Source organism: Streptomyces profundus (genome assembly GCF_020740535.1).
GTDB classification, from domain to species: Bacteria; Actinomycetota; Actinomycetes; order Streptomycetales; family Streptomycetaceae; genus Streptomyces; species Streptomyces profundus.
On record NZ_CP082362.1, the window covers coordinates 1,598,340 to 1,614,521 of the forward strand.

General features: G+C 71.1%; 11 protein-coding genes. 8 read left to right on the top strand and 3 right to left on the bottom strand.

The features are described 5' to 3' along the window. Nucleotides 1-17: 17 nt before the first annotated feature. Both K4G22_RS06885 and K4G22_RS06890 read right to left on the bottom strand, forming a co-directional pair. Nucleotides 18-965: a carbohydrate ABC transporter permease gene (locus K4G22_RS06885; RefSeq protein WP_425336622.1), complete on the bottom strand. Its 948-nt coding sequence runs from the start codon at nucleotides 963-965 to the stop codon at nucleotides 18-20. Between the two features lie 21 nt (nucleotides 966-986). Then, nucleotides 987-2,333, bottom strand: coding sequence for an extracellular solute-binding protein (locus tag K4G22_RS06890; RefSeq protein ID WP_228078888.1), 1,347 nt, complete (start codon nucleotides 2,331-2,333; stop codon nucleotides 987-989). A 173-nt stretch (nucleotides 2,334-2,506) separates the two neighbouring features. Here K4G22_RS06890 and K4G22_RS06895 point away from each other — a divergent pair, with 173 nt between their 5' ends. The 6 genes from K4G22_RS06895 (at nucleotide 2,507) to K4G22_RS06920 (ending at nucleotide 11,576) form a co-directional block, all read left to right on the top strand. Beyond that, nucleotides 2,507-3,565: a LacI family DNA-binding transcriptional regulator gene (locus K4G22_RS06895; protein ID WP_228078890.1), complete on the top strand. Its 1,059-nt coding sequence runs from the start codon at nucleotides 2,507-2,509 to the stop codon at nucleotides 3,563-3,565. A 441-nt stretch (nucleotides 3,566-4,006) separates the two neighbouring features. After that, complete coding sequence (locus K4G22_RS06900) at nucleotides 4,007-5,476, top strand: glycosyl hydrolase (RefSeq protein WP_228078893.1); 1,470 nt, start codon at nucleotides 4,007-4,009, stop codon at nucleotides 5,474-5,476. A 199-nt stretch (nucleotides 5,477-5,675) separates the two neighbouring features. Then, nucleotides 5,676-6,848: a CaiB/BaiF CoA transferase family protein gene (locus K4G22_RS06905; protein ID WP_228078894.1), complete on the top strand. Its 1,173-nt coding sequence runs from the start codon at nucleotides 5,676-5,678 to the stop codon at nucleotides 6,846-6,848. 10 nt (nucleotides 6,849-6,858) lie between these two features. After that, nucleotides 6,859-8,001 (top strand): acyl-CoA dehydrogenase family protein, encoded by a 1,143-nt coding sequence (locus K4G22_RS06910; protein ID WP_228078896.1) that lies wholly within the window; start codon nucleotides 6,859-6,861, stop codon nucleotides 7,999-8,001. Nucleotides 8,002-8,083: 82 nt separating this feature from the next. Next, entirely contained in the window at nucleotides 8,084-9,298 is a 1,215-nt protein-coding gene (locus K4G22_RS06915) for an acetyl-CoA C-acetyltransferase (RefSeq protein WP_228078897.1), read from the top strand. A 55-nt stretch (nucleotides 9,299-9,353) separates the two neighbouring features. After that, nucleotides 9,354-11,576 carry a 3-hydroxyacyl-CoA dehydrogenase NAD-binding domain-containing protein gene (locus K4G22_RS06920; protein ID WP_228078898.1) on the top strand — a complete coding sequence of 741 codons (2,223 nt, stop codon included), beginning with the start codon at nucleotides 9,354-9,356 and terminating at the stop codon, nucleotides 11,574-11,576. On the opposite strand, the gene glgX is transcribed toward K4G22_RS06920, so the two are convergent. Further along, complete coding sequence (gene glgX / locus K4G22_RS06925) at nucleotides 11,573-13,888, bottom strand: glycogen debranching protein GlgX (protein ID WP_425336623.1); 2,316 nt, start codon at nucleotides 13,886-13,888, stop codon at nucleotides 11,573-11,575. The two genes, K4G22_RS06920 and glgX, sit on opposite strands and share 4 nt — an antisense overlap. 152 nt (nucleotides 13,889-14,040) lie before the next feature. Here glgX and K4G22_RS06930 point away from each other — a divergent pair, with 152 nt between their 5' ends. Together K4G22_RS06930 and K4G22_RS06935 are read left to right on the top strand one after the other, a co-directional pair. After that, entirely contained in the window at nucleotides 14,041-15,240 is a 1,200-nt protein-coding gene (locus tag K4G22_RS06930) for a L,D-transpeptidase (RefSeq protein ID WP_228078900.1), read from the top strand. Nucleotides 15,241-15,370: 130 nt separating this feature from the next. Then, on the top strand, nucleotides 15,371-16,147 hold the full coding sequence (locus tag K4G22_RS06935; RefSeq protein ID WP_228078901.1) for an enoyl-CoA hydratase/isomerase family protein: 777 nt from the start codon (nucleotides 15,371-15,373) through the stop codon (nucleotides 16,145-16,147). Nucleotides 16,148-16,182 lie beyond the last annotated feature (35 nt).

The following is a 16,182-nucleotide window of genomic DNA, read 5'->3' on the forward strand; positions in this document are numbered from 1 at the left end:
CGTCGTCGCGGACACGGTCAGCCCTCCTGACGCGGGAAGATCCGCAGCTGGGCGATGGAGATGACGATGATCAGGGCGAAGAACAGGTACGAGATGGCGGAGGCGTAGCCCAGTCGGTAGCCGGTGAAGCCGACGTCGTAGATGTATTCGAGGATCGGCCGGGTGGAGTTGTTGGGGCCGCCCTTGGTGAGGATGTAGATCTGGTCGAACACCTTGAGCGAGGCGAGGATCTGGAGCATCGCCACCAGCCCCGTGGTGCGCTTCAGCTGCGGCAGGGTGATCGAGAACAGCCGCCGCCAGGCACCGGCTCCGTCCAGCGCCGCGGCCTCATACAACTGGTCGGGAAGCGACTGCAAAGCGGCCAGATAGAGAAGGAAGTTAAAGCCGACCGTCCACCAGACGGTCAGAGCCGCGATGGACCACATGGCGACCTGCTCGTCGGAGAGCCAGCCGACGGGCTCAAGACCGAGCTTCTCCAGCGCCTGGTTGGCCATGCCGAGGTCCGGCTGGTACAGCCACTGCCAGATGATGGTGACCACGCTGACCGGCAGCAGGAAGGGCGCGAAGAACGACAGCCGCCAGACCCACTGGCCGGCAAGCCCGGTGTGCACCAGCAGCGCCATGCCCAGCGCCACGAGCACCAGCGGGACCACCGTGATCACGGTGAAGAAGAGGGTGTTGCCGAGGCTGCTCCACACATCGGGGTCGCCAAAAGCCTCGGCGAAGTTGTCAAAGCCGACGAATTCCGTACTGCTGAGCGTCAATGACTCATCAGTGAAGCTCATCCACAGGCCCTGGACGATCGGCCAGATCATAAAGAGCGCGAAGGCCACGGCGAAGGGGACGACGAACAGCCAGCCGGTCTGCTTCGTCCGCGGTCGCGCGGTCGGGGGGGCCGGGTGCTGGCCGGCCTTGGATTCCACGGGGCTGTCGGTCGCGTCGGGGCGCGATGAGGTCGTGCTCACGTCACAGGCTCCTTGTCTCCGTCACGCGACCGGGTTGGGCTGGTCGAGCATCGAGGCGGACGCGCTGACCATCTGCTCCACGGCTCGCTCGGGCGACGTGTTGCCCAGCAGCGCCGACGTCATCGGCTGCGTCATCTGGTTCTGGAAGTTGGATCCCGAACCGGTGAACCAGTTGGCCGGGTCGAGCACGGCGATCTCCGAGGCCCCGGCATAGGACGCCTGGGGGTCGAGGTCGGCATAGCGCTCGTCCGCGATCACCGGCTGGTAGGCGGGGATATGGCCGGCGGACGCCCAGGTGTAGCTGGCCTTGAGCATGGTGGCGACGAAACGGTGCGCCTCCCGACGGCGGGCCTCGTCCACCCGCTCCTGCCGGGGCAACACATAGCTGTGCGAGTCGGCGTGTACCGCGGGCTGGTCGAAGATGGTGGGAAAGGGTGCCGCGCCCAACGGTCGGCCGGTGACGGTCATGTTGGGCAGTTCCCACTCCCCGGAGAAGATCATGGCGCCCCGGCTCCCCTGGAAGGCAGCCATCGCACCGTTGTAGTCAAGGTGGTTGGGGTTCCGGTCACCGTCGAACAGCTCCGTCATAAAGGTGATCACGCGGACGGCCGCGTCCCTGTCGACCTGGGGCTCCCCGCCCTCCGGCAGCACCCACTCGGAGCCGGTCTGGGCGTAGAGGCCGTTGAACAGCCGCCAACACTGGGACTGGTCGCCCACATGCCCGAAGAGCACCCCGGCGGCGCCCTGCGCGGAGGCGAGCGCGTCGCTCGCCGCCAGCATCCGGTCCGGCGAGCCGATCGGCGCCAACTCCCCGTCGCTGTCCAGCAGTCCGGCCTGGTCGGCCAGCTCTTTGTCATAGAAGACGATGAAGGGATGGGTATCCAGGGGGATCGCGTAGACGCCGCCCTCCCACTTCGCGCGCTCCCAGATCGCGGGCGCGAAGTGCTCCTCGCCCACGCCGAACTCGGCGAGCACATCGAGATCGAAGGGGTCGAGCAGGCCGCCCGGGGCGTAGCCGGCCAGTCGGGAGAGATGGAGCACCGCCACCTCGGGCGCCCGCCCGCCGGCCGCCGCCATGGCGAGCTTGGTGTAGTAGGAGGGGCCCCACTCCAGGATCGTCCGGTCGATCGAGAAGGAGTCGGGCCCCGAGGTGACCGTCTCCAGCATCTCGTCCATCAACACGCCGTCGCCGCCGGAGAAGAGGTCCCACACCCGCAGCGAGGAGGAGCCGGAGGGCGATGCCGGCGACGCGCAGCCAGCCAGCAGACTCGGTGCGGCGACCGCTCCCGCCCCGGCGAGTCCCCACCGGAGCAGTCCCCGGCGGCCCATCCGGAAACCGCCGCCATGTCCGGAATGATCGAAGCTCATTTCGCACCTTCCCACCCGACGCTGGGTTGTTGGTACGTGTTTACAGCGATGTAGAAAGCTGTGTAAAGAGGTTGGTAAGAGTTGCTTTCTGTTGGAGATTCCCGACAGAAGGTTACTGTTCGACCCGTCGGCCAACAGCCCGGTACGATCGATCGCGGCTCAGGGAGGTCGGGTTGGCGAGGCCCAGGATCAAGGACGTGGCGCAGCTCGCGGGCGTCTCCGAGAAGACGGTTTCCAACGTCATCAATGACTACGTCCACGTCTCGGACCGAACGCGGCGGGTGGTGCGCCAGGCCATCGACGACCTCGGCTACCGGGTCAACCTCGCGGGACGCCACCTCAGACGGGGCCGCACCGGCATCCTCGCCCTGGTGGTACCGGAGTTGGACCTCCCCTACTTCGCCGAGCTCGCCAATCTGATCATCGCGGAGGCGGACCGCAACGGGCTCACCGTCCTGGTGCACCAGACGCGCGCCGACCGCGAACACGAGCTGTCCGCGCTGAACGGCTTCGGCTCGGACTTCGCTGACGGCGTGATCCTCAGCCCGCTGGCGCTGGTCGACGACGACCTCAAGAACCGCAGGGGCGCGCTGCCCACGGTGCTCCTCGGCGAGACACTCGGCGCCGGGCAGGCCGACCATGTCGCCATAGACAACGAGGCCGCCGCCCGCGAGGCCACCGAGCACCTGCTCGCCCTCGGCCGCCGCCACATCCTGGTGATCGGCGGCCGGGACGGCACCAGCCCGGGCACCGCCGAGGTGCGCACCCGGGGCTACCGGAGCGCGCTGGCGGCGGCGAACGTTCCCTGTGACGCCTCGACCGTCCTGCCGGTCCGGAAGTTCGCGACCCCGGACGGGGCAGCCGCCGTCCACGCCGCCCTGGAGAGCGGCGCCCGCCCCGACGGCCTGCTCGCCCTCAACGACCAGATGGCCATCGGCGCGATCCGCGCGCTGTACGAGCGGGGCCTGCGCGTCCCCGAGGATGTCGCGGTGGTCGGCTTCGACGACGTCGAGGCGGGGCGCTTCAGCGTTCCCACCCTCACCACCGTCGCCCCCGACAAGACGGCGATCGCCGGCGCCGCCGTGGGGATGCTGGTCCAGCGCATCGCCGAGTCCAGCCCCGGCGCCGTCTCCCCCACGGGCCCGACACCGCCACCGCACGAACGCGTGGTGCCGCACCACCTGGTGATCAGGGAAAGCACCTCGGGCGCCAGGGCGTCCACGGCGGCCTGACCCACCCCGCGCCCCGACCGTCCGGCAGCGACGGACGAACGGGGGCCGGGGCCGATCACGGCGGACGAACGCGCCCCCGGGCCGCGCCCGGACAGGCGCGGGCCCGACCCGAACACGGCAGGCGGGCTCCACGACGCCAACGACCGTTCCGAGCCCCCGGGCCGAACTCGGCACACACGCACAGCTACGCACGCACACGCGCAGATAGAACCACCGAAAGCGACGGCCGCCAACCCATCCGACCACCCTCGCCGCCGAAATTCCGACGGCCCCCGACCCAATCGCACAGGCTCACCCACCCCCGCCTGCTCGTCCCAGCGCCGAGCCCGTCATTGACATGCTCGCGACCGTGCGCTCGAATGACTGCGGGAGCGCTCCCATTCACAAGATCCACAACACAATCGCGCAAGAACACACCTCACGGGACGAGGGTGATCACCTATGACGATGCGGACGCCGATACGCACCACACTCGCCGGCGCGGCGCTGGTCGGCCTGTTGGCCACCACGGGAGCGACAGCCGCCACCGCCGGGGAGGATCCGGCCGCCGGACCACCGGTGGGCGCCGAGGCCGAGGTCTACGAGGCCGAGGACGGCGAGCTGGCCGGGGTGGAGGTGGACAACACCGCCCCCGGGTTCTCGGGCAGCGGCTATGTGACCGGTTTTGACGCCGACGACGATCAGGTCACCATCACCATCCCGGAAAGTCCGGGCGGGCTACACGAGTTGACCGTTCACTATCGGACACCGAGCGGTCAGAAGAACGCGGTACTACTGCTGAACGGCTCGGGAATGGGCGAGATCACCCTGCCCGAGACGGATGAGTTCGCCGCCCTGCCCGCCGGCAAGGTGCTGCTCCAGGAGGGCACCAACACGCTGACGGTGCGCAGCGGTTGGGGCTGGTACGAGATCGACGCGATCAGTCTGGAGCCGGCCGCCGAGCGACCGCCGCACCAGGTGACCGGCGAGCCGGTCAACCCGGACGCCTCGCCCGAGGCGAGGTCGCTGCTCGGCTATCTGACCGACCACTACGGCAACGGCATCCTCAGCGGCCAGCAGGACATGGCGTCCATCGAGTGGATCGAGGAGAACCTCGGCACCTCGCCGGCCATCGCCGGTCTCGACCTGATGGACTACTCCCCCAGCCGCGTCGAGCGCGGCACGGTGGGCGTGGACGTGGACCACGCGCTCGACTGGGACGAAGGGGGCGGCATCACCACCTTCGTCTGGCACTGGAACGCGCCCAGCGGGCTGATCGACGAGCCGGGCAACGAGTGGTGGCGCGGCTTCTACACCGAGGCCACCACCTTCGACGTCGAGGCCGCGCTGGCCGATCCGACATCCGAGGACTACGGGCTGCTGCTCCGCGACATCGACGCCATCGCCGACGAGTTGCAGCGGCTTGAGGACGCGGGCGTCCCGGTGCTGTGGCGACCGCTGCACGAGGCCGAGGGTGGCTGGTTCTGGTGGGGTGCCAAGGGCGCCGAGCCGGCCAAGGAGCTGTGGCGGCTGATGTACGACCGGCTGACCGAGGTCCATGGGCTGGACAACCTGATCTGGGTGTGGAACTCCGTGGACCCCGAGTGGTACCCGGGCGACGACGTGGTGGACATCGTCAGCGCGGACTCCTACCCGCCGCCCGGCGACCACGGCCCGCTGAGCGCCACCTACGACCAGCTGGTCGAGTTGGGCCAGGACCGCAAGCTGGTGGCGCTCACCGAGTGCGGCCCGATCCCGGACCCCGACCTGTTGACGGCGTACCGGGCGGACTGGAGCTGGTTCGTCACCTGGTCCGGTGAGTTCCTCACCGACGGCAACTGGAACTCGCGCGAGCATCTGGAGCATGTCTACTCGCATCCCGACGTGATCACGCTGGACGAGGTCGGGGACTTCAAGAACCACGGCCGCTGAACCCGGCCGCTGAGCCGGCCGGTTGACGGCTGGTTGACGGCCGGTTGACGGCTGGTTCCGGCCATCTCGGGGCCCTGACGGCGGCTTGCCTTCGGGGCCCCGACCCCGTGCGGACACCCCTTGCGCCTGACGCTACTCGTTCGTAACATCGCCGACGTGGCGGCATCCGTGTCGTCGTTCGCCGACGCTGGGGGGCCCATTGACCAGGACGGGGCCCGATGCCGGGCCGCTGGCCGGAGTGCGCGTGGTGGAGCTGGCGGGGATCGGGCCCGCGCCGTTCGCCGGGATGCTGCTGGCCGATCTGGGCGCCGATGTGGTGCGGGTCGACCGCCCTGGCGGCCAGCCGCTTGGCATCGATCCCGCGCACGATCTCACCAACCGCAACAAGCGTTCCGTGCTGGTGGATCTCAAGGCCGACTCGGGTCCCGGCGCGGTGCTCGACCTGGTGGAGCGCGCGGATGCGCTGCTGGAGGGGTTCCGGCCCGGCGTCGCCGAGCGCCTGGGCGTCGGCCCCGAGGCGGCGCTCGCCCGCAACCCCAAGCTGGTGTACGGCCGGATGACGGGCTGGGGCCAGGATGGTCCGCTGGCGCCCCTGGCCGGCCATGACATCGGCTATCTGGCCACGGTCGGCGCGCTGGGCCTGGTCGGCCCGGCCGAGGGGCCGCCCTCGATCCCGGTCAATCTGCTGGGGGACTACGCGGGCGGCTCGTTGTATCTGGTCAGCGGGGTGTTGGCGGCGCTGCTGCACGCGGGGCGCACGGGCGTCGGGCAGGTGGTGGACGCCGCGATCGTGGACGGTGCGGCGCATCTGACGTCGATGCTCTGGGGCATGCTGGGCGCCGGCGCCTGGCGGGACGCGCGCGGGGTGAACATCCTGGACGGCGGCTGCCCCTACTACGCGGTGTACGCCACGGCCGACGGCGGCTGGATGGCGGTCGGTGCCCTGGAGGAGCGGTTCTACGCGGAGTTCGCGCGGCTGTTGGAGCTGCCGGCCGACGCGCCTGACCGGGGGGAGATCGGCCGGTGGCCCCGGCTGCGGGAGCTGATCGCGGCCCGTTTCGCCACGCGTTCCCGGGACGAGTGGTCCAAGGTCTTCGAGGGCACGGACGCCTGTGTGGCGCCGGTGCTCTCGCTGGGCGAGGCCGCCGCCCATCCCCATCTGACGGCGCGCGGGACGCTGGTCGAGGAGGCGGGGGTGCGCCAGCCGGCGCCCGCGCCGCGCTTCTCGGCGACGCCGGGCGCCCTGCGCCGGCCGCCGGCCGAGCCGGGGGCGCACACGGCCGAGGTGGCCGCGGAGTGGGCGGTGCCTACGCTGGTGGCCGCGAACGGCTCCGGCGAACGGCCGGGGCGTGGGACGGATGCGGAAAGCTGAGGTCAGCGCTATGCGTCGGGAGATCTTCGATCCTGAGCACCTGGAGTTCCGCGCGACGGTGCGGACCTTCGTCGAGCAGGAGGTGTCGCCGCACCACCAGCGGTGGGAACGGGCCGGTGTGGTGGACCGCTCGGCCTGGTCGGCGGCGGGCCGGCAGGGTCTTCTGGGGTTGGCGGTGCCGGAGGAGTACGGGGGCGGCGGCAGTTCGGACTTCCGTTTTCCGATGGTGCTGGCGGAGGAGTTCGCCCGCGCCGGCGCCACCGGGCCCGGCTTCCGGGTGCACAACGACATCGTGGGCCCCTATCTCACCGAGTTGGCGACCGATGAGCAGAAGCGTCGTTGGCTGCCCGGTTTCTGTTCGGGCGAGCTCATCACCGCCATTGCGATGACCGAGCCGGGCGCGGGTTCCGATCTTCAGGGCATCAGGACCAGCGCCGTGGACAAGGGAGACCACTATCTCCTCAACGGGGCGAAGACGTTCATCTCGAACGGGATCCTCTCCGATCTGGTGATCGTGGTGGCCCGCACCACCCCGGAGGGTGGCTCGCGGGGCCTCAGCCTGCTGGTGGTGGAGCGCGGGATGGCGGGGTTCGAACGCGGTCGGAACCTCGACAAGATCGGTCTGCACGCCCAGGACACCGCCGAGTTGTCGTTCACGGATGTGCGGGTGCCCAAGGAGAACCTGCTGGGCGAGGAGCACCGGGGCTTCTCCTATCTGATGTCCCGGCTGCCGCAGGAGCGGCTGACGATCGCGGTGGGTGCGGCGGCGGTGGCCGAGGGCATCCTGGAGGCGACCAGGGACTATGTCCGGGGCCGCGAGGCGTTCGGCCGGCCGCTGGCGAAGTTGCAGCATGTCCGGTTCCAGATCGCCGAGTTGGCCACCGAGACCACCGTCACCAGGACGTTCATCGACCGCTGCGTGCTGGAGCACAACGCGGGCGGCCTGGACACGGTGCACGCCTCGATGGCCAAGTGGTGGGCCACCGAGCTGGCCAACAAGGTGGTCGACCGCTGTCTCCAACTGCACGGCGGCTACGGCTATATGGCGGAGTACCCGGTCGCCCGCGCGTTCACCGACAGCAGGGTGCAGACGATCTTCGGCGGCACCACGGAGATCATGAAGGAGATCATCGGCCGCTCCCTACTGGACTGACCCGAAGAAGTCCCGAGTATTCCGAAGAAACCCGAAGAAACCCGAAGAAATAAGAACATTCCTGGAGAGAGGGGCAGCGACGTTGAGCACCGACGCGTTTGTCTATGAGGCCATTCGCACGCCGCGCGGGCGTGGCAAGGCGAACGGTTCGCTGCACGAGGTCAAGCCCGTCGATCTGGTGGTCGGGCTGATCGACGAGCTGCGCCGTCGCTTTCCCGACCTCGACCCGGCCGCCATCGACGACATCGTCCTCGGCGTGGTCTCCCCCATCGGGGACCAGGGCGCCGATATCGCCAGGACGGCGGCGATCGCGGCCGGCCTGCCGGACACGGTGGCCGGCGTGCAGGAGAACCGCTTCTGCGCCTCGGGCCTTGAGGCGGTCAACCTCGCGGCGGCCAAGGTCCGTTCCGGCTGGGAGGATCTGGTGCTCGCCGGCGGCGTGGAGTCGATGTCCCGGGTGCCGATGGGGTCGGACGGGGGCGCCTGGGCGCACGATCCGATGACCAACTTCGCCACCGGCTTCGCCCCGCAGGGCGTGGGCGCCGACCTGATCGCGACCATCGAGGGCTTCAGCCGCCACGACGTGGACTCCTACGCCGCCGAGTCGCAGGCCAGGGCCGCCGCGGCCTGGAAGGACGGCAGGTTCGGCCGGTCCGTGGTCCCGGTGGTCGACCGCAACGGGCTGCTGGTGCTGGACCGCGACGAGCATCCGCGTCCCGGCACCACGGCGGAGTCGCTGGCGAGGCTCAAGCCGTCCTTCGCCACCATCGGCGCGCAGGGCGGGTTCGACGCGGTGGCGCTCCAGAAGTACCACTGGCTGGAGCGCATCGACCATGTGCACCACGCGGGCAACTCCTCGGGCATCGTGGACGGCGCCTCGCTGGTGATGGTCGGCGGCGCCGAGGTCGGCGAGCGGTACGGGCTGACGCCCAGGGCCCGGGTGGTCTCAGCGGCGGTCTCGGGCTCCGAGCCGACGATCATGCTCACGGGCCCTGCGCCCGCGTCCCGAAAGGCCCTGGCCAAGGCCGGCCTGACGGTCGCCGATCTGGATCTGGTGGAGATCAACGAGGCGTTCGCCGCAGTGGTGTTGCGCTTTGTCAGGGACCTCGATCTGGATCCGGAGATCGTCAATGTCAACGGTGGCGCCATCGCGCTCGGGCATCCGCTGGGTGCCACGGGCGGCATGATCCTGGGCACGCTGCTGGACGAGTTGGAGCGCAGGAACGGGCGGTACGGCCTGGTGACGCTGTGCGTGGGAGGCGGGATGGGAGTGGCCACCGTGCTGGAACGCCTCTGATCCCGCTGTCCCGTTCCCCCCGTCCCGCCCGTTCCGCCTTCGAGGAGTAAGCCGCATGTCCCAGCCATCCCCGTCGTCCGCCGCTCCGTCGTCCGCCGCCGAGCCCGAGCGGAACACCATCCGCTGGGAGCGGGACGAGAGCGGGATCGTCACGCTGATCCTGGACGATCCCAGTCAGTCGGCGAACACCATGAACGCCGCCTTTATCGACTCCTTGTCCTTTACCGTTGATCGGCTGGTGGCCGAACGGGATCAGATCCGGGGTGTGGTGATCACCTCGGCCAAGGAGACGTTCTTCGCCGGCGGCGATCTCCACGATCTGCTGGCGGCCGGCCCGGCCGACGCCGAGGAGGTCTTCGAGCGCGGCCTGCGGGTGAAGCGGGCGTTTCGCGCGCTGGAGACGCTGGGCCGGCCCGTGGTGGCGGCGATGGCGGGCACGGCGCTGGGCGGCGGCTTCGAGATCGCCCTCGCGTGCCACCACCGGATCGCGGTGGACGCGCCCAAGTCCAGGTTCGGGCTGCCCGAGGTGACGCTCGGCCTGCTGCCCGGCGGCGGCGGGGTGACGCGCACCGTGCGTCTGCTGGGCGTCGCCGACGCGCTGCTGAAGGTCCTGCTGGAGGGCCGGCGGTACCGCCCGGGGGCCGCCCTCGACGCCGGCCTCGTGCATGAGGTCGTCGCCGACCGGGACGAACTGCTGGCGCGGGCGCGGGCGTTCGTCGAGGAGCACCCGGAGGCGGCGCAGCCCTGGGACGTCAAGGGCTATCGGATGCCGGGCGGGGCGCCGAGCCATCCCAAGCTGGCCGCGGTGCTGCCGGCGTTCCCCGCGCGGCTGCGGGAGCGGTTGAACGGCGCGCCCTATCCGGCGCAGCGGAACATCCTGGCAGCGGCGGTCGAGGGCGCCCAGGTGGACTTCGACACCGCCGGGGTGATCGAGGCGCGCTACTTCACGGAGTTGGTGGTCGGCCAGACCGCCAAGAACATGATCCAGGCGTTCTTCTTCGATATGCGTGCGGTCAACTCCGGTCGCAGCCGGCCGTCCGGGGTCGCTCCGACCAGCGCCGGCAAGGTGGCGGTGCTGGGCGCCGGGATGATGGGCGCCGGCATCGCGCACGCCTGCGCCAGCGCGGGGCTCGACGTCGTGATCAAGGACGTCTCGCTCGACGCGGCCGAGCGCGGCCGGGCCGCCGTCGAGGCGCTGCTGGAGAAGGCCGTGAGGCGCGGCCGGCTGACCGCCGAGCGGCGGGACGCGGTGCTGGCCAGGATCGTGGCCACGGGCGAGGCCGCCGAGCTGGCCGGCAGCGATGTGGTGATCGAGGCGGTCTTCGAGGACCCGGAGCTCAAGCACAAGGTGTTCCAGGAGGTCCAGGACGTGGTGGCGCCCGACGCGCTGCTCTGCTCCAACACCTCGACGCTGCCGATCGGTCAGCTGGCCGAGGGGGTGCGCCGGCGGGAGGACTTCATCGGGCTGCACTTCTTCTCGCCGGTCGACCGGATGGCGCTGGTCGAGATCGTGGTCGGCGAGCGCACCGGCGAGCAGGCGCTGGCCCGCGCCTTCGATCTGGTGCGCGCGATCGGCAAGACGCCGATCGTGGTGCGCGACGGACGTGGCTTCTTCACCTCGCGGGTGATCGGGCGCTTCCTGACCGAGGGGCTCGCCATGCTCGGCGAGGGCGTGCCGCCGGCCAGCGTCGAGCAGGCCGCGGCGCAGGCCGGCTACCCGGCCCGGGTGCTGGCGCTGCTGGACGAGTTGACGCTGACCCTGCCGCGTCGCATCAGGGAGGAGACCCGCCGCGCGGTCGAGGAGGCCGGCGGCTCCTGGCAGCCGCATCCGGGGGACGCGGTGCTGGATCGGATGGTGGACGAGTTCGGCCGCACCGGGCGGGCCGCGGGCGCCGGCTTCTACGACTACCAGGACGGCGAACGCGCCGGCCTCTGGCCCGGGCTGCGTGAGCACTTCGGCGGCGAGGCGGGCCCCGAGGCGGTGCCGCCGTTCGCCGATCTGGTCGACCGGCTGCTGGTCGCGCCCGTGATCGACTCGGTGCGCTGTCTGGACGAGGGCGTGCTGACCTCGGTCGCCGACGCCAACATCGGCTCGGTGCTCGGCATCGGCTTCCCCGCGTGGACGGGCGGCGTGCTCCAGTACGTCAACGGCCACCAGGGCGGCCCGGCCGGCTTCGTGGCGCGGGCCGACGAGCTGGCCGCCCGTTACGGCGAGCGGTTCACGCCGCCCGCCTCGGTGCGCGAACTCGCCGCCCGCGACGGCCGGTTCAAGGACTAGGCACCGGCGCGGACCGGGACGTCCACCTGTTCCACCCGCAGCAGCAGCACCGAGCGCTCCGGCACCCGCAGCGCCGTGCCGCCGAGGTGGGTGGAGTCGGGTGGGACGTCCTGGCGCTCGCGTGAGGTGTCGAGCAGCAGGCGGTAGACGGCGCCCCAGGGCGGCCCCGGCAGCGGGAAGTCGGTGGGTTCGGGGCCCGCGTGCAGCACGGCGAGGAAGCTGACGTCCGTCACCGGGCGCCCCCTGGCGTCCCGTTGCGGGATGTCCCGGCCGGAGAGGTACATGGCGACGGTGTGGCTGGGCGCGTACCAGTCCTCCTCGGTCATCTCCCTGCCCTCGGCGGTGAACCAGCCCAGGTCCCTTATGCCGGCCGGGGCCTGGCGGCGCCCGGAGAAGAACGCGCGCCGTCGCAGCACCGGATGCTCCCGACGCATCCGGATCAGCCGCCGGGTGAGGTCCAGCAGCGCCTGCCAGTGCTGGTTCCGCGTCAGGGACCAGTCCACCCAGCCGATCTCGTTGTCCTGGCAGTAGCCGTTGTTGTTGCCGCCCTGGGTGCGGCCGAACTCGTCGCCGGCCACCAGCATGGGCACGCCGGTGGAGAGCAGCAGGGTGGTCAGCAGGTTGCGCAGCTGGCGTCGGCGCAGCGCGTTGACCTCGGGGTCGTCCGTCTCGCCCTCGGCGCCGCAGTTCCAGGCGCGGTTGTCGTCGGTGCCGTCGCGGTTGTCCTCGCCGTTGGCCTCGTTGTGCTTGTGCTGGTAGGAGACGAGATCGCGCAGGGTGAACCCGTCGTGCGCGGTCACGAAGTTGACGGAGGCGTAGGGGCGTCGGCCGCCCCAGGCGTAGAGGTCGCTCGATCCGGAGAGCCGGTAGCCGAGGTCCCGCACGTCGGGCAGGGCACCGCGCCAGTAGTCGCGGACGGTGTCGCGGTAGCGGTCGTTCCACTCCGTCCAGAGCGGGGGGAAGGCGCCCACCTGATATCCGCCGCTGCCCACGTCCCAGGGCTCGGCGATCAGCTTGACCCGGCGGAGCACCGGGTCCTGGGCGATCACGGCGAGGAAGGGGGAGAGCATGTCGACGTCGTGCATGGAGCGTGCCAGCGCCGCCGCGAGGTCGAAGCGGAACCCGTCCACGCCCATCTCCTGCACCCAGTAGCGCAGCGAGTCCGTGATCAGCCGCAGCACCTGGGGCTGGACCACGTGCAGGGTGTTGCCGCAGCCGGTGTAGTCGGCGTAGCGGCGCGGGTCGTCGGCGAGGCGGTAGTAGCCGGGGTTGGCGATGCCGCGCAGCGAGAGGGTGGGGCCGCGCTCGTCGGCCTCGGCGGTGTGGTTGTAGACGACGTCGAGGATCACCTCGATGCCGGCCTGGTGCAGCGCCCTGACCATGTTCTTGAACTCGCCGACCTGCTGCCCCCTGCTGCCGGAGGCGCTGTAGTCGGCGTGCGGCGCGAAGTACCCGATGGAGTTGTAGCCCCAGTAGTTCGTGAGGCCCCGGCGCAGCAGGTGGTCCTCGTGGGCGAACTGGTGGACCGGCAGCAGTTCGACGGCGGTGACGCCGAGGCCGACCAGATGGTCGATGGCGGCGGGGTGGGCGAGGCCCGCGTAGGTGCCGCGCAGCTCGGGCGGGATGTCGGGGTGGCGGCTGGTGAAGCCGCGGACGTGCAGCTCGTAGATCACCGAGTCGGGCCAGGGGGTCTTGGGGCGCCGGTCGTCGACCCAGGTGTCGGTGTCGTGCACCACGACGCCCTTGGGGACGTGCGGCGCCGAGTCCCGGTCGTCGCGCACGGTGTCGGCGATGTCCTGGCGCGGGTGGTCCCTGGTGTGGCCGTAGACCTCGGGCGGCAGCGCGAACTCGCCGTCGACGGCGCGGGCGTAGGGGTCGAGCAGCAGCTTGGCCGGGTTCCAGCGGGCGCCGGCGAACGGGTCCCACGGGCCGTGCACCCGGTAGCCGTAGCGCTGTCCCGGGCGGACCCCGGGCAGGAAGCCGTGCCAGATCTCGTGGGTCAGCTCCTCCAACGGGCAACGGGTCTCGCGCCCCTGATCGTCGAAGAGGCAGACCTCGACCGCTTCGGCGCCGCCGGCCCAGAGCGCGAAGTTGGTGCCCTCGGTGCCGTCGGGGCCCACCCGGAACCTGGCGCCGAGGGGTTGCGGGTGGCCGGGCCAGGCGTCGGTCCTGGTGTGCTCAGGTGCCTGGGACACGGGCGCCCTCCAATGTCTCTCACCCGGATGGTTCCCGGTTCCACGGCGGCCCGCACGTGCCGTGGCACGCGAGTTGACGGGAACGCGCCACTGTCCGGGAATACGGCATTTTGCCATGATTCGCCGGTCGAGGTGGGACTCGGCGTCGGGGGAGTCGGCCCGACGGGCCCCCTGAACTGCGACGGAACAGTGACACTTCCGCGTCCGTTCTCGGCAATCCGGTGTGATTACCTGATTGATCAACTGGGGTTGCGAGGGGAGATTCCGACGTGCGAACGGGGAGCGGGACCAGACGGGCACGCGGCGGGACGGGCGTGCTGCTGGGGGTCGTCCTGCTGGCGTTGACCGCGTGCAGTGGGAGCAGCAAGGCCGAGGAACCGGCCGACGAGGAGGCCGAGACGCCGGCGATCGCCATCACCATCACGCCGGAGGACGGCGCCACCGACGTGGCCACCACCGGCGCCCTCGCGGTGAGCGCCGAGGACGGGGCCCTCACCGAGGTGACCGTCGCCGGGCCCGAAGGCGAGGACATAGCCGGCGAGTTGGCGGAGGACGGCGCCTCCTGGGAGCCCACCGAGGCCCTCGCCAACAGCACCGAGTACACCCTGACGGCGGTCGGCGAGAACGCCGAGGGGGAACCGCTGACCCAGGCGGCGACCTTCACCACCGTGGCGGCCGACGCGACGTTCTCCAGCTACTGGAACATCCCGGACGGCTCCGAGGTCGGCGTCGGCATGGAGCTGTCCGTCACCTTCGACACCCCGATCGAGAACACCGCCGAGATCAGGGACGCCATCCAGATCACCACCGACCCGCCCGTCGAGGTGCGCGGCCACTGGTTCGGCCAACAGCGCGTGGACTTCCGGCCCGAGGAGTACTGGGAGCCGGGCACCGAGGTCGAGGTGCGCTTCCGGATCAGGGGCGTCGAGGGCGCCGACGGCGTCTACGGCACCCTGCGCGAGGACATCGGCTTCACCGTGGGCCGCGGCCAGGTGACCACCGTGGACGCCGCCGCGCACACCATGGAGGTCGTCAGGGACGGCGAGCCGCTGCGCACCGTGCCGATCACCGCCGGCGCCCCTGGCACCGAGACCTGGAACGGCAAGATGGTGATCACCGAGAAGCACAAGGAGACCCGGATGGACGGGTCGACCGTCGGCTTCGGCGGTGAGTACGACATCCCCGACGTGCCGCACGCCATGCGACTCTCCACCTCGGGCACCTTCATCCACGGCAACTACTGGGCCTCGTCCGCCACCTTCGGCAGCGACAACGTCAGCCACGGCTGCGTCGGCCTCCAGGACAGCCAGGGCGCCGGCGACTCGAACACCGACGCCGCGTGGTTCTACGACAACTCGATCATCGGAGACGTGGTCGAGGTGATCAACTCCGAGGACGACATCATCGCGCCCGACAACGGCATCAACGGCTGGAACATGGACTGGGCCGACTGGGGTGCCGGCCAGTAACGGGCGGACCCCGCGCCGCCGAGGAACGGCCCTCAAGCGCCCCGGCCGGATCGCCGACCAGCGACCGGACCGGGGCGCCGCCCATCCCGGCGGGAGCCGCGCCGACCGCCCGGGGCATAGGCTCGGCCGCATGACGGTACATCTCGAAGTGGCGGACCGCGTGGGCACCTTGACGCTGGACCGGCCGCCGCTCAACGCGTTGGACATCGCCCTCCAGGACCGGCTGCGCGCCCTGGCCACCGAGATCGCCGGACGGGACGACATCGGCGCCGTGGTGCTCAGGGGCAACGAGCGGGCCTTCGCGGCGGGGGCCGACGTCAAGGAGATGCGGGCGATGGACCAGGCCGCGATGATCGCGCGGGCCCGCGATCTCCAGGACGCTTTCACCGCCGTGGCCAGGCTGCCGCAGCCCGTGGTCGCCGCCGTGACCGGCTACGCCCTGGGCGGCGGCCTTGAGCTGGCGCTCACCGCCGATGTGCGGTTCGCCGCCGAGGACGCCAAGCTCGGCCAGCCGGAGATCCTCCTCGGGCTGATCCCGGGCGCCGGGGGCACCCAACGGCTGCCCCGGCTGATCGGCCCCTCCCGCGCCAAGGACCTGATCTTCACCGGCCGCCAGGTGTCCGCCGACGAGGCGCTCGCCCTCGGCCTGGTGGACCGGGTGCTCCCGGCGGACCAGGTGTTCGCCGAGGCGCACGCCTGGGCGGCCCGGCTGGCCCGGGGCCCGGCCACCGCGCTGCGCGCCGCCAAGGAGGCCGTGGACGGCGGTCTCGACGCCGGCGTCGAGACCGGGCTGACGATCGAACGCACCTGGTTCGCCAGCCTGTTCGCCACCGACGACCGGGCCGAGGGCATCCGCTCCTTCGTCGAGGAGGGCCCTGGCAAGGCGCGCTTCGGCGGGCGCGGCTGACCCCGCCCCCTGGCGCCGGGGGCCGACGCGCGGCC

Excerpts from the sequence above, each read along its gene's own strand:
- K4G22_RS06890 (WP_228078888.1), bottom strand. The coding sequence starts at position 2,333 with ATGAGCTTCGATCATTCCGGACATGGCGGCGGTTTCCGGATGGGCCGC.
- K4G22_RS06900 (WP_228078893.1), top strand. The coding sequence starts at position 4,007 with ATGACGATGCGGACGCCGATACGCACCACACTCGCCGGCGCGGCGCTG.
- K4G22_RS06910 (WP_228078896.1), top strand. The coding sequence starts at position 6,859 with ATGCGTCGGGAGATCTTCGATCCTGAGCACCTGGAGTTCCGCGCGACG.
- K4G22_RS06920 (WP_228078898.1), top strand. The coding sequence starts at position 9,354 with ATGTCCCAGCCATCCCCGTCGTCCGCCGCTCCGTCGTCCGCCGCCGAG.
- glgX (WP_425336623.1), bottom strand. The coding sequence starts at position 13,888 with ATGGCAAAATGCCGTATTCCCGGACAGTGGCGCGTTCCCGTCAACTCG.
- K4G22_RS06935 (WP_228078901.1), top strand. The coding sequence starts at position 15,371 with ATGACGGTACATCTCGAAGTGGCGGACCGCGTGGGCACCTTGACGCTG.